The following is a 24,100-nucleotide window of genomic DNA, read 5'->3' as shown; positions in this document are numbered from 1 at the left end:
TTCGAACGCGGTCAGGGGAGCCGCAGGCCCTTGAGCTTGAGCTGGATGCGGGACTCGCCGTTCCATTCGTTCTGCGTCGGCACGAACGCGAGGTCCGCGCGGCGGGCCGCGCGCAGCGCCGCCGCGCGATCTCCCATGCCGAACCCGATCGCGTCCAGCTCGCCGAAGCCGTCGCTGGCCCGGAGCCGCACGTGCTTGCCGCCGCCCACGACGCTCACGTCGCGCACCTGCGCGTCCGACAGGCGGAACACCGGTTCCGGGTTGTCCAGGCCGTGCGGGGCCATGCGCTCGAGCCAGCGCACCAGGTTCGCGTCGCACTCGGCGATGCGGAGGTCGCTGTCCACGACGAGCCGCGGCGCCGCGGCGTCGCCGGGCTGGCGCACCCTCACCAGCGCCTCGAAGCGCTCGCGCAGCTCCGGAAGCCGGTCGCGGTGCACCGTGACGCCGGCCGCGAACGCGTGCCCGCCGTGCGCGAGCAGCAGGTCGCCGCAGCCGTCGAGCAACTCGGTCAGGTCGAGGCCCGGCACGCTGCGGCCCGAGCCTTTGCCGCGTTCGCCATCCAGGGCGACGAGCAGCGCCGGGCGGCCGTAGCGCTCGGCGAGGCGCGAGGCGACGATGCCGATGACGCCCGGGTGCCAGGAGTCCGACCACAGCACGATCGAGCGGCAGTCGCTCGGCAACTCGGCCTGCACCCGCCGTTCGGCCTCCTCGAGGGCCGCGCTGTCCTTTGCGCGCCGCTTGAGATTGTCGTCCTCGAGCGCCTCGGCGCACGCCTCCGCTTCCTGCGGCTCGCGCGCGAGCAGCAGCCGCAGGCCCTGCTCGGCGTTGCCCATGCGCCCGGCCGCGTTGATGCGCGGCGCCAGCACGAACGCCACCTGCGTGCTCGTGATGTGCCGGCCGGCCAGTCCCGCCCGCTCGATCAGCGCGCGCAGCCCCAGCCGCTGGTTGCGGTTCAGGCGGTCGAGCCCGGCGTGCGCGAGCACGCGGTTTTCCCCGACCAGCGGGACGACGTCCGCGATCGTGCCCAGCGCGACCACGTCGAGGTCCGCGCTCGCGCGGTCGAGCCCGCCGCGCCCCTGCAGCAGCCGCTCCACGAGCTTGAAGGTCACACCGACTCCCGCGAGCGACTTGAACGGGTAGCCGCAGCCCGGCCTCAGCGGGTTGACGATCGCGTGCGCGGCCGGCAGCTCGTTCGCGGGGGGATGGTGATCGGTGACGACGCAGTCGATCCCCAGCGTGCCCGCGTGCTCGACCGCGCGGCATGCCGTGATGCCGCAGTCCACCGTCACGACGAGCGAGCAGCCGCGCCGCCGCGCTTCGTCGATCGCCTCGTGGGTGAGGCCGTAGCCGTCGCGAACGCGGTCGGGAATCCGGTACGACGAGCGGGCGCCGAGCTCGAGCAGCGTGCGATGGAGCAGGAACGTCGAGGTGATCCCGTCCACGTCGTAATCACCCTGAATCAGGATGAGCTCGTCGTTCGCGATCGCCTCGAGGATCCGCACCGCCGCGCGGTCCAGGTCGAGCATCTCCAGCGGATCGTGCAGGTTCTCGAGCGCCGGCTCGAGGAAGTGGCGCGCGCGGTCCACGTCCACGAACCCGCGGTTGACCAGCGCGTGCGCGACCGGCAGCGGCGCCGACAGGCCGCGGGCGAGCGCCGCCGCGGCATCGGCCGAGCGGCGCGGATGGTCCACCCACTGGGGGGGCGAGACGGCGGAAGGCGGCATCGGGATCCCGGGAGGCGTGTGGAAGGAAAATCGTTCACGCCACTCTAGTCGCAGCCCGTTCGCGGCGGCAAGCACCGCGACAACGAAGCGGCGCGCCCGCCCGGCGACGATGCTTCATCGTCGCTTCGCGTGCGCGCCGTTCAAGGCCGAGCCTCCCGTAAGCCGAATTCTGTCGGATTGCTCCGTGGTGATCATTTGACTGGGGTGGCCGTTGCCGGACCACCTCGATGCGACCGACCCCGGGGTGATGACGAGGCGGGACACACCTCTCCCCCTCTATGCGGTCTTGCTCCAGGCGGGGTTTGCCGAGCCGACGACGTCGCCGCCGTCGCTGGTGAGCTCTTACCTCACCGTTTCACCCTTGCCCGCAGCGGCGGCACCCGAAGGCGCGCCGCCCGTTGGCGGTCTGCTCTCTGTTGCACTTTCCGTGGGCTCTCGCCCCCTGGGAGTTACCCAGCGCCCTGCCCTGTGGAGTTCGGACTTTCCTCACCACCCGACCTCCGCCACCGCCGTAGCGGCCGCTTCGGTGCGCGCGGCGCGATCACCTGGAAGACTCGGACCTATCCCTCCCTTCTGCGATCCAGCGCTTCGTTGACGAGGCCGTCGGCCCGCCCGTTGTCCTCCCGGGCGACCGAGGACCAGCTCACCTTCGCGATCTTCGCGGCCGCCTGCCGCGCCTCGGCGTGCAGGGGACGCAGACCCTCGTTCTTCACCTTGTATTGCCCCGTCATCTGCCGGATGACGAGTTCGGAATCCATGACCACCGCGAGCGGCGAGGCTTGATGGGCGATCGCCGCCCGCAACCCGGCGATGAGGGCGCGGTACTCGGCGACGTTGTTGGTGGCGAGTCCGATGTACTCGCCGCGCGCCTCGACCTCGTGGCCCTCGGAATTGCAGAGCACGAAGCCGTAGGCCGCCGGTCCGGGATTGCCCCGCGAGCCGCCGTCGCATCTCAGCGTCCAGCCGCTTCGCGAGGGAGCGTTCACGGCGCGACGGTAGCGGAGCGGCGGCGGGGGCTCAAGCGCCGGGGGGCTCGAGCCAGCCCGCGCGCTCGAACGCGCGCCACGCGTCCTGCTCGCCGAGGCCGATGAGCTGGCTGGCCTGCCCGGGATCGAAGGTCAGGACCGAGCCCGGCAGGGGGCGCAGCGGTTCGATCACGACGATGCGCGCCGGTCTGCCGTCGCGCGACCAGCCTTCGGGCAGGTCGCGCAGTTCGGTCTGCATGTCGCGCCAGTTCGCCAGCTCGACGAGGCGGCCCGCGAGCGCGAACAGGTCGCCGGTCGGCGGCGCGGAACCCGGCGCCTGGCTGGGGGTCATCAGCACCACGATCACCGCGTCGGCGTCGCTCGCGATCGCGACGTGCAGCGGCTGGTTCGAGAAGCCGCCGGCGTCCACGAAGTCGCGACCGTCGATCCGCTCGGGCTCGAACACGCCGGGTATCGCCGACGAGGCGACCGCCGCGCGCACGACCTCGTCGGGGGTCCGCATGGGAATGACCTCGCCGATCGCGAGATCCACCCGGCGGACGAACGCCTCCGAAGGGTGGGGCCAGTTGATGAAGTGGGTGATCCGGCCGCTGTCCACCGCGAGCGCGCCGATCGCCAGCGCCGTCTCGCCGTTCACCAGCCTTCGTGCGTCCCCTTCGTTCACGAGTCGCTGGATCACCCGTCGTCGGGCGGCGCCGCTCCACAGTCCGCGTCCGCCGGTTTCGGGCATCAGGCCGAACGCCAGGCGCCGCGTCCAGCGCCCGGTGCGGCCCGCGCCGCCCGCCAGCCACAGGAACGCCAGCCCGACGAGCACCACCGCGCTGAAGCGGTGGGGCCAGGGCCAGCCCATGATCCAGACCACCACGTGCGCGAACATCACCCCCAGCAGCACGCGTCCGAGCATCACGCGCTGGCGCGCGGGATCGCTCGTGGCGGCGCCCCGGACCAACCACGACTCGATCTGTCGCGCCGACAGCAGCAACGCCAGGCAGGCGACCGCGGCCACCGCCCAGCCCGCCAGGTCGAGCTTCGTGGACAGCAGGTCCACGTGACCGCTGGCCTTCTTCCAGATCCAGTAGGAGCCCGACAGCTCGCGGGAGCCGACGAACGTGAGCAGCACTTCGAGCAGCGCCAGCGCCAGCCCCAGCGAACCGGCCGCGCGCAGCGCCAGCGTCAGCCAGTGAAGACCGACGTTCGCGCCCCGCAGGCGCAGCCACAGCCGCTCGAGCGGGGCGGTTTCGCGGCCGAGCGCGATCCAGCAGACCGCGTTCATCGCTCCCACCGAGACGCCGGCGACGACCGACGGCACGACCTTCAGCGCCTCGATCACCTTGAGCACGCCGACCTCGTAGGCGCCGAGCGCGCCGCCGCCCGAGAGCACGACCGCGATGCGTCGGAACGGCAGGTTCGCGGCGAGACGCGGCGACGACACGGCTCAGGTTCCCGAGGATTCCGGCGGCAGCATCATCAGACGCCCGCAGCCGTCGCACACCAGCAGCCGCTCCCGCTTACGGGCGTCCTGCTGGGCGTGCGGCGTCAGGTTGCGCGCGCAGCCGCCGCAGGCCCCGGTCGTGATCGCGACCACGGCGCGCCCCCCTCGCGAGGCGCGCAGTCTCTCGTAGCGCGTGCGCGTGGCCGGCTCGAGCGGCCGGCCGGCCTGCTCGCGGCGCGCGTCGAGTTCGGCCAGCCGCTCCGCCAGGCGCGCGTCCTCGGCGGCCAGCCGCGCCAGCTGCTCGCCCGCTTCGCGCTGCGCCTTCTCGAGCAGGCGTTCGAGCGCCGGCTTCTCGAGCGTCAGCCGCTCCTCGGACTCGAGGAGTTCGAGCACCTCCGTTTCGAGGTCGCTCCGCCTGCCCGACACTCCCGCGATCTCGTGATTCACCGCCTCGAACTGCTTCTGATCGGTCACGGCGTCGAGCTGCGAGCGAAACTTCTTCTCCTGCGTCTCGAACGCCGCGATGTCCCGCTCGAGCGCCCGCCGCCGGGCGAGCAGTTCCCCGGCCCGCGCGGTGTTCGCGTCGAGCTTGCGGCGCTCCGCGGCGATCCGGGCCTCCTGCACGCGGCGCAACTCCGGGAGCTTCGCGCGCTCGGCTCCGAGCCGCACGGCCTCCTCGTCGAGGAGATGCAGCGCCCAGTGGTGGAGGAGTTCGTCGGTCACGGTGGCGTTCCGGAAGCCATCGATGGTGGGCGAAGAGGGACTTGAACCCCCGACCCCCTGGTTGTGATCCAGGTGCTCTGCCAGCTGAGCTATTCGCCCATCGATTCGGCCTGCAGGGTGTGGGCCCACCTGGATTCGAACCAGGGTCTTGCCGGTTATGAGCCGGCGGCTCTGGACCGCTGAGCTATGGGCCCAGCGCGCTCTGCCCAGCACCTGCGACGAAAGCCGGGCGTTTGTACACCGGGGCGGTGGGTCGGTCAAGCGCTGCGGCATCCACCGTGCGCCCGCCACGGCGACCGGGGTGAAGCCTGTTTCCAGCGCTTGCGGACCCAGGACGGGAACCGGATGCTGCGCGCGTTCCCCCGAGGTCCACGAGGAGCCCGATGCCCGCAGCCCGCCGGTTCCTGCCGCTCGCCCTCGCCGGTGTGTCCGCGGCGGGACTGCTCGCGTGCGGCGCGTGCGGCCGTTCGCCGAGCGCGCCGCTGCGGCACGTCGCGCTGCGCCGGACGGTGACGATCGAGGTGCGCGACAGCCTCGGCCTCCCCGTCCCCGGCGCCGCATTGTGGCTGACGTCGCAGTTCGATTCGGCGGGCCTCGTGACCGTTCTGCAAGGCGACACTGACGATCAGGGCCGACTCCGGCGCGTGCTGGCCGAAGGCGGCTGGATCGCATGGACCGGCGGCGGCGGCGGCGCGGCGGGCGGGAGCTTCGTCGTCCCGGGAGGCTCGCGCGAGCCGGCCGAGACCCTGCTCGTCCGGCTCGAGCGCCGGGTATCGGCGCGCGCGAGCGGCGTCGCGCTGCTGGCGAACCGCCCGGACCACCGCGGCATTCTCGTCAGCTGTCTGGCGGCGCAACCCGGCGCCGTGACCGACTCGGCCGGCGCGTACACGCTGCTGGACCTGCCGCCGGGACGCTGGAGTGTCACCTGCTCCATGACCGGCTGGAAGTCGGGCATCGCCGAGGTCGTCGTGCCCGCGCCCGGCGCGAGCGTCGTCGTGCCGGCGGTGACGCTGTTCTCCGACCCCTGACCGCCGGCGCCCGGGAACGCGAGCGCGGCGCCGGGATCGCTCCCCGCGCCGCGTGCCGCGACACGACGCGCGCCGCTACAGCAGCTCGGTGTAGGCCTTGAGCCGCCGGCTGCGGGTGGGATGCCGCAGCTTGCGCAGCGCCTTCGCCTCGATCTGCCGGATGCGCTCGCGCGTGACGTTGAAGAACGCGCCGACCTCCTCGAGCGTGCGCTGCGCGCCGTCGTCCGTCAGGCCGAAGCGCAGGCGGATGACCTTGGCTTCGCGCGGTGTCAGCGTCTTGAGGACCTCGCTCACCTCGTCGCGCAGCATCGCGCTCGCCGCCGAGTGGGCCGGGCTCACGACGCTCGTGTCCTCGATGAAGTCGCCGAGGTTGCTGTCGTCGTCCTCGCCGATCGGACGGTCGAGCGAGATGGGCTCCTGGGCCGCCTTGATGATGGCCTTGACCTTGTCCACCGGCAGCTCGAGACGCTCCGCGATCTCCTCGGGGGTGGGCTCCCGGCCCAGCTCCTGGACGAGCCGGCGCGAGACGCGCACGACGCGGTTGATGTGCTCGATCATGTGCACCGGCACGCGAATCGTGCGCGCCTGGTCGGCGATCGCCCGGGTGATCGCCTGGCGGATCCACCACGTCGCGTAGGTCGAGAACTTGTACCCCTTCGTGTAGTCGAACTTGTCCACCGCGCGCATCAGGCCCGAGTTGCCCTCCTGGATCAGGTCCAGGAACTCGAGGCCGCGGTTCGTGTAGCGCTTGGCGATCGAGATCACGAGGCGCACGTTCGCCTCGATCATCTCCTTCTTCGCCTGGGCCGTCGCGCGTTCGCCGTCGCGGATCTGGCGCGAGATGTCGAGCAGGTGCTCGCGCGACATCAGCGCTTCGTCCTCGAGCGCCTTGATGTTCCTGCGCACCAGCTTGAGCTCGTTCTGGAACTCGGCGATCTGGGCGGGCTGCAGGTTCGAGTCGCGCTTGACCGCGCGCAGCTCCTTCGGCCCCTTCTTGAGCCGCCGGGCGTAGGTATTCATGTCCTCGAGCCCGTGACCGAAGCGCTTCTCGAGCTCCTCGACGCGCTCGTCGAACTGGGTGGCGCGCTCGGTCAGCGCCTTCACCGGCGCCGCGAGTCCCTCGACCATGCGCGAGTTCATGGACAGCTTGTGGATCTCCTGCTGCAGCTCGGCCTCGACCTTCGCGAACGTCCCGCGGTAGTTCGAGCGCTGCCGGTCGGTCATCCGCTCGTCCTGGCGCGCGAGGTTGTCGTTGTAGCGCTTCTGCAGGACGAACACCCGCTCGAGGATCTTCACGGCGCGGGCGCGTTCCTTGTTCAACGCCTGCTCGGTCGCCGCCGCTTCGTCCACCTTGATGAAGTCCTCGATCTTGAGCTGGCCTTCCTTGAGCCGCTTGGCGAGCTTGCGGATCTCGGTCAGGCTCGGCTCGGCGCGGAACAGGGCCGACACCACCTGGCGTTCGCCGGCCTCGATGCGGCGCGCGATCTCGACCTCGCCCTCGCGGGTCAGCAGCGGCACGCGGCCCATCTCACGCAGGTACATCCGCACGGGATCGTCGTAGCGGACCGGCTGCGGCGCGGTCGCCTTGGTCGAAGGCGAAGGCTTCTTGTCCTCGAGCTTGCGCAGCTTCTTGGCGCGCTCGTGGGCCTCTTCCTCGCTCGCGAAGACCTCGATGTGCATCTGGTTGAGCATGGAGTGGATCTCCTCCATCTGCTCGACCTGCTTCTCGGGGTCGAGGTCGTCGTCGAGCAGCCAGACGATCTGGTCCTCGGTGACGTACCCCTGCCGCAACGCGAGCGACTTGATCTCGTCGAGGCGCTTGCGCTGAACGGCCTTTTCCTTTTCCTTGATCAGCTTCCGGTTCACCGTCGCAGCCGGCATGTGTTCCGCACTCCTATTGCTTGAGCTCCCTGATCTGCTGGGCAATTCGATGGACGTCCTCGAGCAACCGCACCTGCTCCCCGCCCTGCGCCTTCGCCAGGGCCGACTGCATCCGGCGCCGCTCCCGTTCGAGCGCGCGCACCTTCACCGCACGAACCGCTCCTTCGGCCTCCGCGCCCCAGTCGAACTCCGCCGGCGCCGCCGCCAGCAGTTCGCGCGCGAGTTCGCCCGCGTCACCCTCCAGGGACGCGACGTCCTCGTCCCGCCAGATCGCGGTCGCCAGCGCGCGCGCCGAAGGGTCCGCGAACTCCTCCGCCGACAGCAGTTCACGCGCCCACTCGCGATGCGACCCGGCGTGCAGGAGCGCCTGCAAGGCCTTCCTTTCGAGATCGTGTTCGGTCCTGCGCTGCGCCCGGACCGCCGAGGCGATCGGGGCGTCGCTCGACTGCCCGCTCCGCGCGAGCTGCGCGGCGCGCGCGAGCACGCCTTCGGAAAGCCCGAAGACCTGGCTCGCCCTTTCCACCAGCAACCGGAATCGAATGGTGTCCTGAATGCCCACGAGCAGCCGAACGACCAGCTGCAGCGCCCGCTCGCGGGGATCTCCCCCGCCGCCGCGCCGCAGGATGTGCCGCTGGACGAACTCGATCGCATCGTAGGCGGAATCGCGCACTCTACACCAACCCGCCTCCCCTTCGCGACGCACCAGCGTGTCCGGGTCGTCGCCCGCGGGGAGGTCCACCACCGCCACATCGAGCCCCTCGGCCAGCAGCACCCCCAGCGAACGAAGCATGGCGTCCTGGCCGGCCGAGTCTCCGTCGTAGGTGAGGGCCACGCCGCGAGCCAGCCGGCGAAGCTGCCGGGCATGGTCCGGCGTGAGCGCGGTCCCCGACGTGGCGACGGTATTTCGGATGCCGGATTGATGCATGGCGATGGCGTCGAAGTAGCCTTCGACCACGACGATTTCTCCGTCGGGCTTCACCTGCTTTCGGGCTTGGTCAAGTCCGAACAGGAACTGGCCCTTGTGGTAGACGGCCGACTCGGGTGAGTTGAGGTACTTCGGCTGCTCCTCTCCCATGGTCCGGGCGCCGAAGCCGATCACGGCGCCCCCAGGGGAGATCAGCGGAACCATCAGCCGGTTCCGGAACCAGTCGTACAGCGACCGTGCCCCTTCCCGGCGCCCGGCCAGACGGGCCTCGAGCAGGACCTCGTCCGGGAAGCGGCCCTTGAGCCGGGACACGAGGTTTTCCCATCCCGCGGGAGCGAACCCGAGCCGGAACTCCCGTTGCAGATCGCGCGAGATGCCGCGGCGCTCCAGGTAGGCGCGCGCCGGAGCGCCGCCGGAGGGATCGCCGAGCCAGGCCTCGTAGGCGCTCGCGGCGCTGTCGAGCGCTTCCAGAAGCGGGGCCCGCCGGCCCCGCTCGCCCACACGCCGTTCGGGCACCGGGATGCCGGCGCGCCGGCTCAGGAGTTCGACCGCCTCCAGGAAGCCGACCTTCTCGGTCTCCTGGACGAAGCGGAACACGTCGCCGCCCGCCTTGCAGCTGAAGCAGTGGTAGAACTGCCGCTCGGCATTGACCGAGAACGAGGGTGACTTCTCCTGGTGAAACGGGCACAGGCCCATCCAGTTCCGCCCGACGCGCCGCAGCGGAAGGGCCTGGCCGACGATCTCGACGATGTCGCTGGCCGCACGGACCCGCTCGACCCAGTCGTCACCCATGCGCCCACCGCCACTCACCTGAGCCTCGCCACGGTGACACCCCGGCCGCCTTCGCGTCCCTCGCCCATGCGCTGCGATTCGACCTGCGGATGGCTCTTCAGGTGACGCTCGACGGCCGCGCGCAGGACGCCCCGGCCGATGCCGTGGATGATGCGCAGCTCGTGAAAGCTCGCGAGCGCGGCCCGGTCCAGCGCCTGGTCCACCTCGCGCAGCGCGTCGTCGGGCTCCATGCCGCGCAGGTCCACCTCCAGCCGGGGGACTTCCGGAGCCGAATCGTACGAGGCACCGGCGGGGCGCGTCGGCGCCGCGTGTTCCGCCGACGGGGCGAGCAGTTTCGAGACGTGCGACTGAATGCTCCAGCTGCCGCGCCGCAGCGTCAGCCGGCCGTCGGCGTCCGGAAGGCTTTCGATCTCGGCTTCGATCCCGAGGTCGGCGACGCGCACGCGTTTTCCGACGGCGATCTCGCCCGCCGGCGCGCCCGCCGGAGGCGCGGCCGCCGGCGCGACGCGGCTCGCCAGCTCGGCCGTCTCGCGCTCGATCGCCTCGAGCCGGCCGCGCGCCTCCTGCGCCGCGACCGCCGACTTCTCGGCCCTGCGCGCTTCGCGCTGCAGGTCCTGCCACAGCTCGCGCGCGCGGGCGAGCAACGCCTCGCTCTCGCCGGTCAGCCGGCGGCGCATGCCGGCCAGCTCGCGGCGGGCGTCCTCGGCCGCGCGGCGGTGCGCGGCCGCGGCGTCGTCCGCCTCGCGCCGGGCGGTCGCGAGCGCGGCCCGCTCCTCGCCCGTGGCGACGAGCGCGTCGCCGAGCTCCGAGAGCAGTCGTTCGAGCGCGCGCGACTCGTCGGAGGTGAGCGCCGCGGCGCGCTCGAGCACCGCGGGTTCGAACCCGAGGCGCGCCGCCACCGCCAGCGCGTGACTCGCACCGGGCACGCCGGCCCGGAAGCGGTAGCGGGGCGTCAGCGTGGCGAGGTCGAACTCGAGCGAGCCGTTGACGACGCCCGCCACTTCGCCCGCCACGCGCTTCAGGCTTCCCAGGTGGGTCGTCAGCACGCCCCACGCCCCGCGCGCCGCGAAGTGTTCGACCAGCGCGCGACCGAGCGCGGCGCCCTCCTCCGGATCCGTGCCCGCGCCGAGTTCGTCCGCGAGCAGCAGGCTGCGGGGCCCCGCGACTTCGGCCATCCGCCGCAGCCGGCGAAGGTGCGCCGCGAACGTGGACAGTCCCTGGTCCACGGACTGTCCGTCGCCCAGGTCCACGATCAGATGGTCCATCGGCGGCACCCGGCTCCCCTCCTCCGCCGGCACGGGCAGCGCGGCGTGGGCCATCGCCACCGCAAGGCCGACGGTCTTGAGAAGGACCGTCTTGCCGCCCATGTTCGGCCCGCTCACCAGCAGCAGCCGGCCCGGTGGTTCCAGCACGAGGTCGAGGGGGACGACGTCGTCGCGCCGCTCGCCCATGGCCAGCAGGGGGTGCCGGGCGCGCACCAGTCGAAGGCTTCCTTCCGCGACCGGGACGACCGTCGCGCCGAACTCTCCCGCCCAGCGGGCGCGGGCCCGCAGTGCGTCGAGGTCGGCGAGCACGGCTTCGGTCTCGAGCAGCGCGTCGCCCGCGCCGGCCACCGCGCCGGCCAGTTCGCGGAGGATGCGCAGCGCCTCCTCCTGCGCGGTCGCGCGCAGCTCGAGCAGGTGATTGTTGCCGTCGCAGGCCTCGAGCGGCTCGACGAACAGCGACTGCCCGCTGTTCGAGGTGTCGTGCACGATGCCGCGCCGGCGCGCGAAGCCGGCCGCCGGGATGCAGGCCACGAATCGGTCCGCGAAACGGGTGACGTAGCTGCCCTCGCCGAAACCGGCGGCCCAGCGCTCCAGCTGCGCGTGCAGCCGGCGTTCGCCGTCCAGCACTCCCGCGCGGGCGCGCCGGAGGGCGGGCGAAGCTTCGTCGCGAACCGTGCCGTCGGGCGCGAGCGAGCGCGCCAGTTCGACGCGCAGCGGCTCAAGCTCCGGCAGTCGATCGGCGAGGTCGGACAGCTCGCGGAACCGCTCGCGAAGCCCCGCGTCCTGCCAGGCCTCGCGCGTCTCGCGCGCGGCGGCGAGCCAGCCCTCAATCGTCACCATCGCGGCGCCGTCCAGGTCCACCCGGGATTCCGGATCGAGCCAGGTCGTGACGGAGCCGCGCCCGACCGCGCACCAGGCGCCGGGCTCGCGCGTCCGCCGCAGCGCTTCATCGAGCCGCCGCGCCTCGCGGGCGAGCACCCCCCGATCGTCCGGCGGGCTCCAGGCGAGGAGCGCGCCGCGCGCGCGATCGCATTCGGCGCGCTGCGCGATCGCCGCGCAGACGCGTTCGAACTCGAGACGTATCAGCGATTCGCGATCCACTCCGTCCTGCACTTTGCGCCGCCGCTCGAGCGCAGCGGGCGGCGGGTCCCCGCGCCCGGGCCATGCCCGCGCGCGTTCAGCGCGCCGGCTTCGCCTCCGCCGGCGGCCTGCGTCCGCCCAGGCGGCCGTCCGCCGCGGCGAACCTTCCGTGAAGCCATGCGCCGCCGGGCAGGCGTGAAGCGGAACTCGTCACCGCCAGCCCGGCTCGCACCATCGGCCGCGCGTACGCCGCGCGCCCGGCGACGCCCGCCGTGGCGGCGAACAGCGATGGCTGAAGCAGGAGCAGGATCACCACCGCGGCGATCGCCACTCCCATCGCGGCCCCGATGAGACCGCCGCTCAGCCGGTCGAGCCAGCCGAAGGGTCCCTCGTGCGCCGCTTTCGCGATCGTGTCTCCCCACCACTGGAAGACCGCCGCGACGGCGAGGCCCGCGAGACCGGCGACGAGCCAGCGCAGGACGAAATAAAGGGCCACCGGATGCGCCCCGGACCAGTGGTGGCCGATCCATCCCCCCACCAGCACTCCGGCCCACACGCCGAAGCCCATCCCGAGAAAAGCGAAAACCTGCGCGATGGTGCCGCGCAGGAGTCCGCGAACCGCGAGAACTCCCAGCTGGAGGATCAACAGCCAGTCCAGCCAGGTCATTCCGTTCAGGTCGTTCAGTGCGCCTAGTTCTCCTGAGCCCTGCGCGCCGTGTTCTTCCGCTTGGCGGCGTTCAGCTTGCGCTTGCGTCGCTCGCTGGGCTTCTCGAAGTGCTGATGCCGACGCAGGTCGGCCATGATGCCGGCCTTCTCACACTTCTTCTTGAACCGACGCAGGGCGCTCTCGAAGGACTCGCCTTCCTTCACCCTGATTCCAGGCAATAACTTCCCCCCTCTCGCGTCTGACGATCTTCCTTTGCGGAGAGAAAGAGAGATGTGGGTGGGCCGTGTGGCCCGACGCAGGAACTGGCACGAAACGCGGAGCGGAGTCTATGGCCGTGTCCCGAGGGGCGTCAAGGTCCCGCGACCTCGAGGAGCGCCGGGAGGGCGGCCGCGACCACGGCCGCCATCGCCACGGCCGCGGTCTCGGTCCTGAGCCTCGAAGCCGCCAGTCGCGTCGGCACGAACCCCTTGTCCACCAACTGTTTGATTTCCCCGGCCGAGAATCCGCTCGAGGGGCCGATGGCCGCCGCGACCCGCAGCAGGCCGGTCGACGGAGGCGCCGCGAAACGGGAGCCTGCGACGTCCGCGAGGTAGGCGGCATCCAGCACGCCGGCTGCGGCCATCGTCTCGTCGAGTCGGGCGGGCGGTGCGATCACCAGCCGGTAGGCGGACCGGGACTGGCGCAGGGCCGCGGTCGCGAGTCGCTCCCATCGTTCCGTCCGTCGCGTGAGGCGCTCCCAGCCGCCGCGTTCGCCGTCCACGGGCCGCAGGGTCGCCACGCCCAGTTCGGCGAGCTTCTCGACCAGCCAGTCGGCGCGATCGCCCTCCGGCGCGCCGCACCACACTTCGAGCCGGCCCCGGCGCTCGACCTGCCGCAGCGCGCTCCGCTCGACACGCAGCTCGGGGTCCAGGGTGACGACCCGCAGCTCGGCGAGCGTGCCCTCGCCGTCGCTCGCCGTCACGCGCTCGCCGGCGCGCACGCGCACCACGCGGCGCAGGTAGTGCGCCTCGTCGCCGGCGATCCCGAACTCGCCACCCGCCGCGCGCAGACCCGGCAGGTGCACGAACGACGGAGCGCCGTCAGCTTCCGAACGCATCCCGCACCCGCTCGAACAGCGAGCGGGCCGCCCGCGGCGGCTTGAGTCCCTCGCTGCGGCGCAGCTCTTCGAGCAGCTTCTTCTCCGCGGCGGCGAGCCGCGAAGGCACCCAGACGCGCAACCGCACCTGCAGGTCCCCGCGGCCGCCGCGCAGCCCGGGAAGCCCCTTGCCGCGCACGCGCACCACCTGCCCGCTGGCGGTGCCGGCGCTCACGTCGAGCGCGTGCACGCCGCCGCCCAGCAGCGGGACCTCGATCCTTCCGCCGAGCGCGAGGGTCGGGAAGCCGACGGGCATCTCGAGCAGCAGGTCGCTGTCGTGGCGCGCGAAGACGTCGTGCTCCTTCTCCTCGATCAGCACGACCAGGTCGCCCGCCGGGCCCCCGCGCAGGCCGGCGTCGCCGAGTCCGCGCAGCGGGATGTAGTTCCCGTTCGCGACCCCGGCCGGGACCTTGACCGAGACCGTCTCGGTCTCGCTCACCCGGCCCTCCCCGCCGCACGCGCGGCAGGGTTCGCTGACGATGCTGCCCTCGCCGTGACAACGCGGGCAGGCCGAGACGTTCACGAACTGGCCGAACACGGTCTGCTGCACGCGCCGGACCTGCCCGCGGCCGTGGCATTGCGAGCACTGCTTCTCGCCCTTGCCGCCCCGGCCCGCGCAGGTCCCGCACTTCTTGAGGTGCTTGACGCGAATCTTCTTCTCGACGCCCTCGGCGATCTCCTCGAGCGTCAGCGGCAATCGCACCTGCAGGTCGTCGCCGCGGCTCTGGCCGTGAGCGCCCGGCCGCCCGCCGCCGAAGAGGTCCTCGAGACCGCCCTCGCCGGCACCGAAGTCGCGCATGAACGCCCGCAGCGCGTCCGCAAGGTCGAAACCGCTGAACTCGGCGCCCATGCCCGGAGCGCCACCCGCGCCTCCGGCCGCCGCGTGGCCGAACTGATCGTAGCGCGCCCGCTTCTGCGCATCGCGCAGCACCTCGTACGCCTCGGTCGCCTCCTTGAACTTCGCCTCGGCGTCCTTGTCGCCCGGATTGCGGTCCGGATGATGCTGCATGGCGACCTTGCGGTACGCCTTCTTGATTTCCTCCTCCGAGGCGCCGCGCGCGACCCCTAGCACCTCGTAGTAATCGCGCCGGGCCACGCGTCAGCCCCGCGCCCGCGCGACGAGCACCCGGGCGGCGCGCAGCGTGCGCTCGCCGCGGCGCCAGCCTTTCAGCACCTCGCCGGCCACCTGCCCGGGCTCGAATCCCTCGGGCGCTTCGATCTCGGCGAGGGCCTCGTGGCGGTTGGGATCGAAGGGCCTGCCGACGGCCTCGATCGCGAAGGTGTTCCAGCGCGCGAGCGTGTCGCGCATCCGCTGCGCCGTCAGGGCGACGCCCTGCACCCACGCGGCCGCCTGCTCGGCGGGGGTCACGGCCCCGAGCGCGCGCTCGAGGTCGTCGAGCAGTTCGACCAGTTCGAGCAGGAACCGGTTTTCCGCGGAAGCGATCGCCTCGTCGCGCTCGCGGGCGGCGCGGCGGCGGACGTTCTGCATCTCGGCTTCGGCCCGCAGCCAGCGGTCGCGGAACTCGGCCGCTTCCGCCGCGGGCGGGCCGGCTTCGGGCGCCGGCGACTCCGGGGTCGCCGGCGGAGCGATGGCTTCGGTGGAGGGCGGGGTCGTGTCGGGGCCCTCGCCCGCGAACGTCTCGCGGACGTCGTCGATCATGGGGAGCGGATTCCTTTCGTCGGGTCCGGCCTTCAGGCCGAGAGGAGGTCGGCGACGCGTGATCCCACGCGGTCCACCACGGCGAGCGTCAGCCCGTAATCCATGCGCAGGGGCCCGAGCACTCCGACCGCGCCGGTGATGGAGCCCGGAAGCGGAAAGCTCACGAGGCTGCAGCCGGCCAGGGCGGCCGGTCCGTCGAGCCCGACGCGCACCGCGACCTGGCCCTGCGCGCCGCTGACCAGCAGGCGCCGCAGCGGATCGCCGGTCTCGACCGCGAGCAGGACCGGGCCGAGATCCTGGGCGTTCGCGAACTCGGGCTGCTCGGCGATGTGGCTCGCGCCCGAGCTGAGCAGTTGCGTCTCGACGGGGCGCGTCCAACTCGCCGCCGCCGCGCGAACCAGGATGCGCACGGCCGTGTGTCGCGCCAGCTCGGGGTCGTGCGCGAAGCGTTCCCGAACCTCGCCGAGCGAGCGTCCGAGCAGCCGCTCGCGCAGCACCCGCGCGACCAGCGCCAGCGAGGCGTCGTCGAGCGGCGAGTCGAGATCGAGCACCAGCGAACGCGATCGCCCGCCCAGCCCGAGCACCAGCAGCGTGCGCCGCTCGCCGAGCGGCTCGAGGTCCACCGAGGCCAGCCGCTCGTCGTCGAGCGAATGCGCCAGCGCGAGTCCCATCTGGCGAGTCAGCGTGGCCAGCAGGCGCGACGCTTCGTGCAGCAGCCGCTCGACGTCGCGCGTGGACTCGCCCAGATGGCGATCGATCAGCGTTCCGACGGCGTCGGGCAACCCGGACGGAGTGAGCAGCGCGCGGACGTAGTGCTCGTAGCCGCGTGCCGAAGGCACCCTCGCGGCCCCGGCGCGCGCGCGCTCGACCAGCCCGAGTTCCTCGAGTTCGGTGAGCGTGACGCGAACGGCCGCGGGCGAGATCGCCAGCCGGCCCCAGCGCGCGATGCGCTCCGAGCCGACCGGCCCGGCGGCGCGGCCGTGCAGCTCCACGAGCGCCGTGAGCACCGCGCCCTGCCGGGCCTCGAGATCGAGCTGGCCCGGGTGCGAGCGTCCGGGAAAAGTGGCATCAAACATGGGCGTGACTCTAGGGAAGCTGGGAAGCATGTCAACCGCGCCCGGCGCGTGCGGCCAGCCAGGCGATGGTGTCGTCGGCGACGAAGCGGTGGCCGGCCGGCACCCGCCAGCCGGTGGCCGTGCGTTCCAGCCTGCCCTCGCGTTCACCCGCTTCGATGGCCGGACCGTATCGGCGCCGCACAAGTTGCCAATCCCTTGACCCGTAGGCGTCGGGCTCGAGGCCGCGCCCGAGTCGCAGCGCCAGCATGACGATCTCGTCCGCGACCGCCTCGGGCGGACACGACTCCCGGCCGTCCTCGGGAGAATCGCCCGCGAGCACCGAGTCCGCCCAGGCCGAAGTCGAAAACCGGTTTCCCCAGCGTTCGCCGCGCCACAGGCCGTGCGCCGACGGACCGAGCGCGAGGTAATCCCGGCGAAGCCAGTAGACGAGGTTGTGCCGGGCTTCGGCGCCCGGACGGCTGACGTTCGAGGTTTCGTAGAAGCGCAGTCCGGCCGCGGCCGACCGTTCGAGGAACAGCGCGTGCAGGTCGGCCTGCAGGTCGTCGTCGGCCACCGCGATCCGCCCCGCGAGCACCTCGTCGCTCAGCGGGTTGCCCGCCTCGACGATGAAGGCGTAGGCGGAGAGGTGCTCGGGCCCGAGTTCGAGCGCGCGCTCGAGCGTGCGCGCGAAGGCCGACGCGCCGTGTCCGGGGAACCCGAACATGAGGTCGAGCGACAGCCGCTCGAACCCGTGCGCGCGCGCGAGGGCCACCGCCTCGGCGGGCCGCGCGTCGTCGTGAATGCGCCCGAGCAGCGCCAGCTCGCCGGGATCGAAACTCTGCACGCCGAGCGACAGACGGTTCACGCCCGCCGAGGCCCAGGCGTCGAGCAGACCGGCGCGCACGCTCTCGGGGTTCGCCTCCAGGGTCACCTCGGCGCCCGGTGCGAGCGTGAAGTGCGCCCGCAGGATCGCGGCCAGGCGCCCGAACTGGCGTGCCGAGAGGGCGGACGGCGTTCCGCCCCCGAAGAACAGCGACGTGAACGCGTGCCCGGCGGCGAGCGGCGCGCGCAGCTCCGCCTCGCGCTCGATCGCGGCGAACCATTTCTCGACCCCCGCGCCCGAGAACGCGGCGGTCGAGAAATGGCAGTACGAGCAGCGCACGGCGCAGAAGGGCACGTGCACGTACAGCCCGAGCCGCGCCTCGTCGCGGGCGCGGCGTTGCGGACCGGCGTCGCTCAGCGAATCGGGCGGAACATCCGGTTGAAGCGGGTGTCCAGCAGGTAGTTCCACCACGAGTTTCCGCCGGTCGAATAGTAGATGAACATCGCGCGACCCTGGACCAGGTCCATCGGCACCTCGCCCCAGAAGCGGCTGTCGAAGGAGTTGTCGCGGTTGTCGCCCATCATGAACAGCTCGCCCGGCTCGACCGTTCGGGGCGGCATGTTGTCGCGCGGTCCCATGGAGGCGGGCAGCGTGTCGGGCGAGATGTGCGACGCGTACGGCTCGTCGAGCGGCCTGCCGTTCACGTACACGACCTTGTCGCGCACCTCGACGGTCTCGCCCTCGGTGGCGATGCAGCGCTTGATGTAATCCTTCGTCGGGTCGGGCGGGAACTGGAAGACGATCACGTCCCCGCGCCTCGGCTTGCGCAGGCCGGGAAGGCGCACGTGCGTGAACGGAATCTTGGGTCCGAACTCGAACTTGTTGACGAACAGGAAGTCGCCGACCAGCAGCGTCTTGACCATGGATTCCGACGGAATGCGGAACGCCTGGATGACGAACGCCCTCAGCACGAACGTGAGCGCGACCGCCCACAGGATCGCTTCCACGTATTCCTGAAGCTGCGACTTCGCCTGCTTCGCCCTGGCCATCGGTCTCCCTTCGCCCTCAGCTCCGGTCCACTCGCAGCACCGCGAGGAACGCTTCCTGCGGCACCTCGACGGTGCCGATCTGCTTCATGCGCCGCTTGCCTTCCTTCTGCTTCTCGAGCAGCTTGCGCTTGCGCGAAATGTCGCCACCGTAGCATTTCGCGATGACGTTCTTGCGCATCGCCCCGAGCGTTTCGCGGGCGATGATCTTGCCGCCGATGGCGGCCTGGATCGCCACCTGGAACATCTGCCGCGGGATCAGTTCCTTGAGCTTCTCGCACAGCGAACTGCCGTAGGTGTAGGCCTTGTCCCTGTGGACGATCGCCGACAGCGCGTCCACGGGCTCGCCGTTCAGCAGGATGTCGAGCTTGACCACGTCGGACGCCTGATGCCCGGCGAACTCGTAGTCCAGCGACGCGTAACCCCGCGAGACCGACTTCAGCCGGTCGTAGAAGTCGAGCACGATCTCGCCGAGCGGCAGGCGGTAGGCGATCCGCACCCGCTTCTCCTCGAGATGCACCATGTCCACGAACGCCCCGCGCCGCTCCTGACAGAGCTTCATGACGTTGCCGAGGTAGTCGGTCGGGGTGACCACGTGCGCGAGCACCAGCGGCTCCTCGATCGTCTCGATGTTCTGCACCGGCGGCATGTTGGCCGGGTTGTCGATCTTCAGGAACTCCCCGTCGGTGAGCAGGATGTGGTACTCGACGCTCGGGGTCGTCGCGATGAGGTCGATCTGGAACTCGCGCCGCAGTCGTTCCTGGATGATCTCGAGGTGCAGCAGTCCCAGGAAGCCGACGCGAAACCCGAACCCGAGGGCCACCGAGGTCTCCGGCTCGTACATCAGGGAGGCGTCGTTGAGCCGCAGCCTGGCGAGCGCTTCCTTGAGCGCCTCGTACTGCTCGGCGTCGATCGGGTAGAGCCCCGAGAAGACCATGGACTTGGTCTCGCGGAAGCCCGCCAGCGGCTCGGTCGCCTCCTGCGAGGCGAGACCGATGGTGTCGCCCACCCGTGCGTCGGCGACGGACTTGACCCCGGCCACCACGTAGCCGACCTGCCCGGCGTGCAGCTCGGCGGCGGGTTCGAGCCGGAGCCGCAGGCGGCCGACCTCCGTCACCTCGTGCTCCTTGCCGGTGGACAGGAAGCGGATGTGGTCGCCCGCGCGCACGCTGCCGTCCACCAGGCGGACGAGGCACACGACGCCGCGGTACTGGTCGAACTTCGAGTCGAAGATGAGCGCGCGCAGCGGCGCGTCGGGGTCGCCCGCGGGAGCGGGCACGTCGGAGATCACGCGCTCGAGCAGTTCGGCGACGCCGTGACCGGTCTTGGCGCTGATTCGGCACACCTGTTCGGCCGGGACTCCGGCGACGTGCTCGATCTCGAGCGCCACGTCGTCCGGACGGGCGGCCGGCAGATCGATCTTGTTGATCGCCCCGACGATCGCGAGGTGCTGGTCGCGGGCGAGAAAGTAGTTCGACAGCGTCTGCGCCTCGATTCCCTGGGAGGCGTCCACGACGAGAATCGCGCCCTCGCAGGCCGCCAGGCTGCGCGAGACCTCGTACGTGAAGTCCACGTGCCCGGGCGTGTCGATCAGGTTCAGCTCGTACTTCCGGCCGTCGCGGGCGACGTACTCCATGGCGATCGCGTGCGACTTGATCGTGATCCCCTTCTCGCGTTCGAGATCCATGTCGTCGAGCACCTGCGCCTTCATCTGCTGCGGCGTCAGCGTGTGCGTGATCTCGAGCAGCCGGTCCGCCAGCGTGCTCTTGCCGTGGTCGATGTGGGCCACGATGCAGAAGTTGCGGATGTCGCGTGTGCGCGGATCGTTCAAAAGTGCCATCTCAGCGCGAGACTCGAACGCCCGCCGCGCGCCGGGCCGCCTCCTTCCGGCGCGGGGGTGCCGGAGGGCAGCGGCTCGGGGAGCGCCGGGTCGTGCTTGAACTCGAGGTCGAAGTTGCGGAAGTGGGCGTCCACGTACGCGTCCACCAGCGCATACGCGAGCAGGCCGCCAAGCAGCCACTGGCGGCCGACGTAGGTGTCGAGCCGGGCATTGTAGCGGTTCGCGGCGGCCGCGTAACGCGCCTCGTCCTGCGCGAGCCGTGCCGATTCGACCTCCGAGAGCAGCCCGTCGAGATCCCGCTGGTCGCGCAGAATGGACGAGATCAGCCAGGTCTCCGTGCCGGCCACCCCGGCGGCCTTGAGCCAGGCGCGGTTGTGCACCTGTCCCCAGCCCGGAATCAGCAGCGAGCGCAACATGACGAAGCGCGGCTGTTCCGTCCACGAGCCGGCGGCCGCCGCGGGCCGGGAGACCGTGTCGGGCGCGACGCCCTGAGCCGCGGCCGGCCGCGCGAACGCGAGGGCGGTCAGCACCGCCATGCCGGCAACGAACAAGAGTGGCGGGAACGCGTGGGAATCGAACCCACCTCGGACGCAAGCGCCCGACCGCAGGATTTGAAGTCCTCGGGGACCACCAGATCCCATTCGTTCCCGTTTCACACCACGACCCGAGCGCCGTCGTCGAGGCGCACGGCCGTCGCCTCGCGCGCGATCGCCTCGCCGGCCGCCACGTGCCACAGGCGACGACGGCGAAGCGCCGACTCGAAGGCCGCCGCCCGGCGCGCGGGCATCGCCACGAGCAGGCCGCCGGACGTCTGCGGATCGTACAACGCCTTCAGAAGATCGTCCGGCACCGCTCCCGGCGCGATCCGGGCCCGGTAGAAATCCCGGTTGCGGGCGAGGCCTCCGGGTTGCACGTCGGCCGCGAGGAACTCGCGCACGCGCGGCAGCAGCCAGTCGGCCGTCGGCCGCAGCAGCAGCGTCACGCCGCTGGCGTCCGCCATCTGCGAGGCATGGCCGAGCAGGCTGAACCCGGTCACGTCGGTCGCGGCGCGCGAACCGAAGGCGACCGCCTGCTCGGCGGCGGCGCGATTGAGCGTCGCCATCTGCCGTGTGACGCGCCGCAGCAGCGGCGCTTCGAGCAGCCCGCGCTTGAGAGCGGTCGTCAGCACGCCGGTGCCCAGCGGCTTCGTCAGGTAGAGCCGGTCCCCGCGGCGGACTCCGCTGTTGAGCAGCAGCCGGCGGCGCTTCGCGACGCCCGTCACCGCGTATCCGAACTTCAGCTCCGGATCCCGCAGGCTGTGCCCGCCGACGACGCTCGCCCCCGCCTCGTGAACCTTGTCGAGCCCGCCCTGCAGGATCGCGGCAACCACTTCGGAGTCCACTCCGTGGTCCGGCACGCACAGCAGCGCGAGCGCGGTGAGCGGCTGGCCGCCCATCGCCCAGATGTCGGACAGGGCGTTCGCGGCCGCCACCTGCCCGAAGTCGTACGGGTCGTCCACGATCGGGGTGAAGAAATCCACCGTCTGGACCAGCACCTCCCCCCGGCCGTGCGCGAAGATTCCCGCGTCGTCCAGGGTGGACGCGTCCACCAGCACGCGGCGGTCGCGCCGGGGTTGCTTCAGCCGGCCCAGCGCCAGGCGAAGGTCGCCGGGACCGAGCTTCGCAGCACATCCGGCGGCGGCCACCGTCGCGGTGAGCCGCGCGTCCGGGACTTCGATCCGCGTCACAGGCTCCTCGTGGGTCGTCGCGCGGAACGCGCGCCCGACTCCGTCACAGGTCGCGGCTCACGGCCACCACGTCGATCTCGATCCGCGCGCCCTTCGGCAGGCCGGCGGCCGCGATGGTGGTCCGCGCCGGCCGCGAGGCGCCGAACGCCGCGGCGTACACCTCGTTCATGACCGCGAACTCCTGCATGTCCGCCAGGTACACCGTGGTCCGGACCACGTCCGCGAGCGTCAGGCCCGCGCCCTCGAGCACGGCCGACAGGTTCTGCAGGACGCGTGTCGCCTGCTCGCGAACGCCCCCCGCGACCAGTTCTCCCGAGGCCGGATCGAGCCCGATCTGGCCCGAGGTGAAGACCATCCGGCCGCCGCCGTGCAACCGCACGACCTGCGCCTGGCTGTAGGGGCCGATGGCCTTCGGTGCGTTCGCGACGTTCAGCGGGGCGTTCAAGGGCGGATCCTCCCGCGTCACTCAACGGTGACGCTCTTGGCCAGGTTGCGCGGCTGGTCCACGTCGCAGCCGCGCGCGACCGCGACGTGATACGCGAGCAGCTGGAGCGGCACGACCGAGAGAATGGGCTGCAGCATCGGGATGCTGCTCGGCACGTACAGCACGTGGTCCGCGCGCGTCGCGACGTCCTCGTCGCCCTCGGTCGCGATCGCGATGATGCGCCCCTTGCGCGCCCGCACCTCCATCATGTTGCTGACGACCTTCTCGTAGGCGCTGTCCCGCGTGCAGATGAAGACCACCGGCATGTGCTCGTCAATGAGGGCGATCGGCCCGTGCTTCATTTCGGCCGCCGGATAGCCCTCGGCGTGGATGTAGGAGATCTCCTTCAGCTTGAGCGCGCCCTCGAGCGCGACCGGGAAGTTGAAGCCCCGGCCGAGGTAGATGAAGTTGTTGTGCTTCACGTACTGCGAGGCGATGCGCCGCACCGCGTCGTCGGTCGCGAGCACGCGTTCGAGCTTCGCGGGCAGGGCGGCCAGTTCGCGCGCGACCTCGAGCCCGTAATCGCGCGACAGGCCCCGGTGCCGCCCGAGCGCCAGCGTCAGCAGGGCCAGCACGGTGACCTGGCTGGTGAACGCCTTGGTCGAGGCCACGCCGATCTCGGGGCCGGCGTGAATGTAGACGCCGCCGTCGGACTCGCGGGCGATGGTCGAACCCACCACGTTCACGATGCCCAGCGCCCGCGCGCCCTTGCGCCGCGCCTCCCGCATCGCCGCCAGCGTGTCGATCGTCTCGCCCGACTGCGAGATCACGAGCACCAGCGTGCCCTCGTCCACGATCGGGTTCCGGTAGCGGAACTCGGACGCGTACTCGACCTCGACCGGAACCCGGGCGAACTCCTCGAGCATGTACTCGCCGATCAGTCCCGCGTGCCACGAGGTGCCGCATCCGAGAATGATGATGCGCCGGATCTCGCGCAGTTGTTCGGGGGTCATGTTGAGCCCGCCGAGACGCGCGAGCCCTTCCTCGACGTTGAGCCGTCCGCGCATCGCGTTCCGCACCGCGTCGGGCTGCTCCATGATCTCCTTCAGCATGAAGTGATCGAAACCGCCCTTCTCGATCTGGCTCAGGTCCCAGTCCACGTCGTGAACGGCCTTCTCGACCCGCTCGTTCGCGATCGTCGTGGTGTGGAAGCCGTCGGGGGTCAGCACGGCCATCTCGCCGTCGTCCAGGTAGATGACCTGGCGCGTGTGCTCGACGATCGCGGCGACGTCGGACGCGAGGTAGTACTCGCCGTCGGCGATGCCCAGCACCATCGGGCTGCCGTGACGCGCCCCCACCACGGTGCCGGGCTCGCTCGAGCACATCACCGCGATGCCGTACGTGCCCTCGACGTCGCGCAGCGCCGCCCCGACCGCGCGCTCCAGCTTGAGCCCGCGACGGACGTGCTTCTCGATCAGGTGCGCGAGGACTTCGGTGTCGGTCTGGGTCGCGAACGTGTGGCCTTCCGCCTCGAGCGCGGCCTTGAGCGTCGCGTAGTTCTCGATGATGCCGTTGTGGACGAGCGCGACCGTGCACTGCTCGTCGGTGTGCGGATGGGCGTTCACGTCGTTCGGCTCGCCGTGCGTCGCCCAGCGGGTGTGCGCGATGCCGAACGTGCCCGCGGGAGCGCCCTGCTTGAGCCGGCTCTCGAGCGCACGGATCTTGCCGGCCGACTTGACGACGCACAGCTCCGACGGGGTCTGCACGGCGACACCCGCCGAATCGTAGCCGCGGTACTCGAGCCGCTTGATGCCCTCGATCAGGACGGGAAGGCAGTCCCGGCTGCCGACGTACCCGACGATTCCACACATGATCCCGATCCTCCGAG

The 24,100-nt window shown here is 71.5% G+C and carries 21 protein-coding genes, 3 tRNA genes and 1 other RNA gene; 1 reads left to right on the top strand and 24 read right to left on the bottom strand.

What is annotated here, in order from left to right:
- Positions 1 to 11: 11 nt before the first annotated feature.
- From recJ to IT347_00235, 7 genes are all read right to left on the bottom strand, one after another.
- Complete coding sequence (recJ, locus tag IT347_00265) at positions 12 to 1,724, bottom strand: single-stranded-DNA-specific exonuclease RecJ (protein ID MCC6348010.1); 1,713 nt, start codon at positions 1,722 to 1,724, stop codon at positions 12 to 14.
- Between the two features lie 143 nt (positions 1,725 to 1,867).
- Positions 1,868 to 2,281: RNase P RNA component class A (gene rnpB, locus IT347_00260), an RNA gene on the bottom strand.
- A 3-nt stretch (positions 2,282 to 2,284) separates the two neighbouring features.
- The gene (locus tag IT347_00255) at positions 2,285 to 2,710 is read right to left on the bottom strand and encodes a ribonuclease HI family protein (GenBank protein MCC6348009.1); all 426 of its coding nucleotides are present in this window, start codon (positions 2,708 to 2,710) and stop codon (positions 2,285 to 2,287) included.
- Between the two features lie 31 nt (positions 2,711 to 2,741).
- On the bottom strand, positions 2,742 to 4,142 hold the full coding sequence (locus IT347_00250; protein MCC6348008.1) for a patatin-like phospholipase family protein: 1,401 nt from the start codon (positions 4,140 to 4,142) through the stop codon (positions 2,742 to 2,744).
- Positions 4,143 to 4,145: 3 nt separating this feature from the next.
- A complete protein-coding gene (locus IT347_00245) occupies positions 4,146 to 4,865 on the bottom strand; it encodes a hypothetical protein (GenBank protein ID MCC6348007.1) in 720 nt (239 codons plus the stop codon).
- 23 nt (positions 4,866 to 4,888) lie between these two features.
- A tRNA-Val gene (locus IT347_00240) sits at positions 4,889 to 4,964 on the bottom strand.
- 21 nt (positions 4,965 to 4,985) lie between these two features.
- Positions 4,986 to 5,059, bottom strand: a tRNA-Ile gene (locus IT347_00235).
- A gap of 189 nt (positions 5,060 to 5,248) precedes the next feature.
- Here IT347_00235 and IT347_00230 point away from each other — a divergent pair.
- Positions 5,249 to 5,893, top strand: coding sequence for a hypothetical protein (locus IT347_00230; protein ID MCC6348006.1), 645 nt, complete (start codon positions 5,249 to 5,251; stop codon positions 5,891 to 5,893).
- A gap of 75 nt (positions 5,894 to 5,968) precedes the next feature.
- Here the strand turns inward: IT347_00230 and rpoD are convergent, their stop codons facing one another.
- The 17 genes from rpoD to glmS form a co-directional block, all read right to left on the bottom strand.
- Positions 5,969 to 7,774, bottom strand: a complete 1,806-nt coding sequence (gene rpoD / locus IT347_00225; protein MCC6348005.1) for an RNA polymerase sigma factor RpoD — start codon at positions 7,772 to 7,774, stop codon at positions 5,969 to 5,971.
- Positions 7,775 to 7,787: 13 nt separating this feature from the next.
- Positions 7,788 to 9,491, bottom strand: a complete 1,704-nt coding sequence (gene dnaG, locus IT347_00220; GenBank protein ID MCC6348004.1) for a DNA primase — start codon at positions 9,489 to 9,491, stop codon at positions 7,788 to 7,790.
- Between the two features lie 14 nt (positions 9,492 to 9,505).
- A complete protein-coding gene (locus IT347_00215) occupies positions 9,506 to 11,857 on the bottom strand; it encodes a Smr/MutS family protein (protein ID MCC6348003.1) in 2,352 nt (783 codons plus the stop codon).
- A 76-nt stretch (positions 11,858 to 11,933) separates the two neighbouring features.
- A complete protein-coding gene (locus IT347_00210; GenBank protein MCC6348002.1) occupies positions 11,934 to 12,503 on the bottom strand; it encodes a CvpA family protein in 570 nt (189 codons plus the stop codon).
- 23 nt (positions 12,504 to 12,526) lie between these two features.
- Positions 12,527 to 12,721: a 30S ribosomal protein S21 gene (rpsU, locus tag IT347_00205; protein MCC6348001.1), complete on the bottom strand. Its 195-nt coding sequence runs from the start codon at positions 12,719 to 12,721 to the stop codon at positions 12,527 to 12,529.
- Between the two features lie 131 nt (positions 12,722 to 12,852).
- Positions 12,853 to 13,599, bottom strand: a complete 747-nt coding sequence (locus IT347_00200; GenBank protein ID MCC6348000.1) for an RsmE family RNA methyltransferase — start codon at positions 13,597 to 13,599, stop codon at positions 12,853 to 12,855.
- Complete coding sequence (gene dnaJ, locus IT347_00195; GenBank protein ID MCC6347999.1) at positions 13,583 to 14,734, bottom strand: molecular chaperone DnaJ; 1,152 nt, start codon at positions 14,732 to 14,734, stop codon at positions 13,583 to 13,585. Before dnaJ ends, IT347_00200 begins: the two co-directional genes overlap by 17 nt.
- 3 nt (positions 14,735 to 14,737) lie before the next feature.
- The gene (grpE, locus tag IT347_00190; GenBank protein MCC6347998.1) at positions 14,738 to 15,298 is read right to left on the bottom strand and encodes a nucleotide exchange factor GrpE; all 561 of its coding nucleotides are present in this window, start codon (positions 15,296 to 15,298) and stop codon (positions 14,738 to 14,740) included.
- Between the two features lie 32 nt (positions 15,299 to 15,330).
- The gene (locus IT347_00185) at positions 15,331 to 16,374 is read right to left on the bottom strand and encodes a hypothetical protein (GenBank protein ID MCC6347997.1); all 1,044 of its coding nucleotides are present in this window, start codon (positions 16,372 to 16,374) and stop codon (positions 15,331 to 15,333) included.
- 31 nt (positions 16,375 to 16,405) lie between these two features.
- The gene (gene hemW, locus IT347_00180; GenBank protein MCC6347996.1) at positions 16,406 to 17,644 is read right to left on the bottom strand and encodes a radical SAM family heme chaperone HemW; all 1,239 of its coding nucleotides are present in this window, start codon (positions 17,642 to 17,644) and stop codon (positions 16,406 to 16,408) included.
- Positions 17,590 to 18,225, bottom strand: a complete 636-nt coding sequence (gene lepB, locus IT347_00175; protein MCC6347995.1) for a signal peptidase I — start codon at positions 18,223 to 18,225, stop codon at positions 17,590 to 17,592. Before lepB ends, hemW begins: the two co-directional genes overlap by 55 nt.
- Positions 18,226 to 18,241: 16 nt before the next feature.
- The gene (gene lepA / locus IT347_00170; protein ID MCC6347994.1) at positions 18,242 to 20,062 is read right to left on the bottom strand and encodes an elongation factor 4; all 1,821 of its coding nucleotides are present in this window, start codon (positions 20,060 to 20,062) and stop codon (positions 18,242 to 18,244) included.
- Positions 20,050 to 20,598 carry a hypothetical protein gene (locus IT347_00165; GenBank protein ID MCC6347993.1) on the bottom strand — a complete coding sequence of 183 codons (549 nt, stop codon included), beginning with the start codon at positions 20,596 to 20,598 and terminating at the stop codon, positions 20,050 to 20,052. The genes lepA and IT347_00165 overlap by 13 nt, the downstream gene beginning before the upstream one ends.
- A gap of 18 nt (positions 20,599 to 20,616) precedes the next feature.
- Positions 20,617 to 20,711: transfer RNA gene (locus IT347_00160), tRNA-Sec, on the bottom strand.
- 3 nt (positions 20,712 to 20,714) lie between these two features.
- On the bottom strand, positions 20,715 to 21,779 hold the full coding sequence (gene selD, locus IT347_00155; GenBank protein MCC6347992.1) for a selenide, water dikinase SelD: 1,065 nt from the start codon (positions 21,777 to 21,779) through the stop codon (positions 20,715 to 20,717).
- Positions 21,780 to 21,831: 52 nt separating this feature from the next.
- Positions 21,832 to 22,233, bottom strand: coding sequence for a hypothetical protein (locus IT347_00150; GenBank protein ID MCC6347991.1), 402 nt, complete (start codon positions 22,231 to 22,233; stop codon positions 21,832 to 21,834).
- Positions 22,234 to 22,250: 17 nt separating this feature from the next.
- The gene (gene glmS, locus IT347_00145; GenBank protein MCC6347990.1) at positions 22,251 to 24,083 is read right to left on the bottom strand and encodes a glutamine--fructose-6-phosphate transaminase (isomerizing); all 1,833 of its coding nucleotides are present in this window, start codon (positions 24,081 to 24,083) and stop codon (positions 22,251 to 22,253) included.
- Positions 24,084 to 24,100: the final 17 nt, after the last annotated feature.

Source organism: Candidatus Eisenbacteria bacterium, from assembly GCA_020847735.1.
GTDB lineage: Bacteria > Eisenbacteria > RBG-16-71-46 > RBG-16-71-46 > RBG-16-71-46 > CAIXRL01.
The sequence above is the reverse complement of the archived record's forward strand: the minus strand, read 5'-3'. Positions and strand labels throughout refer to the sequence as shown.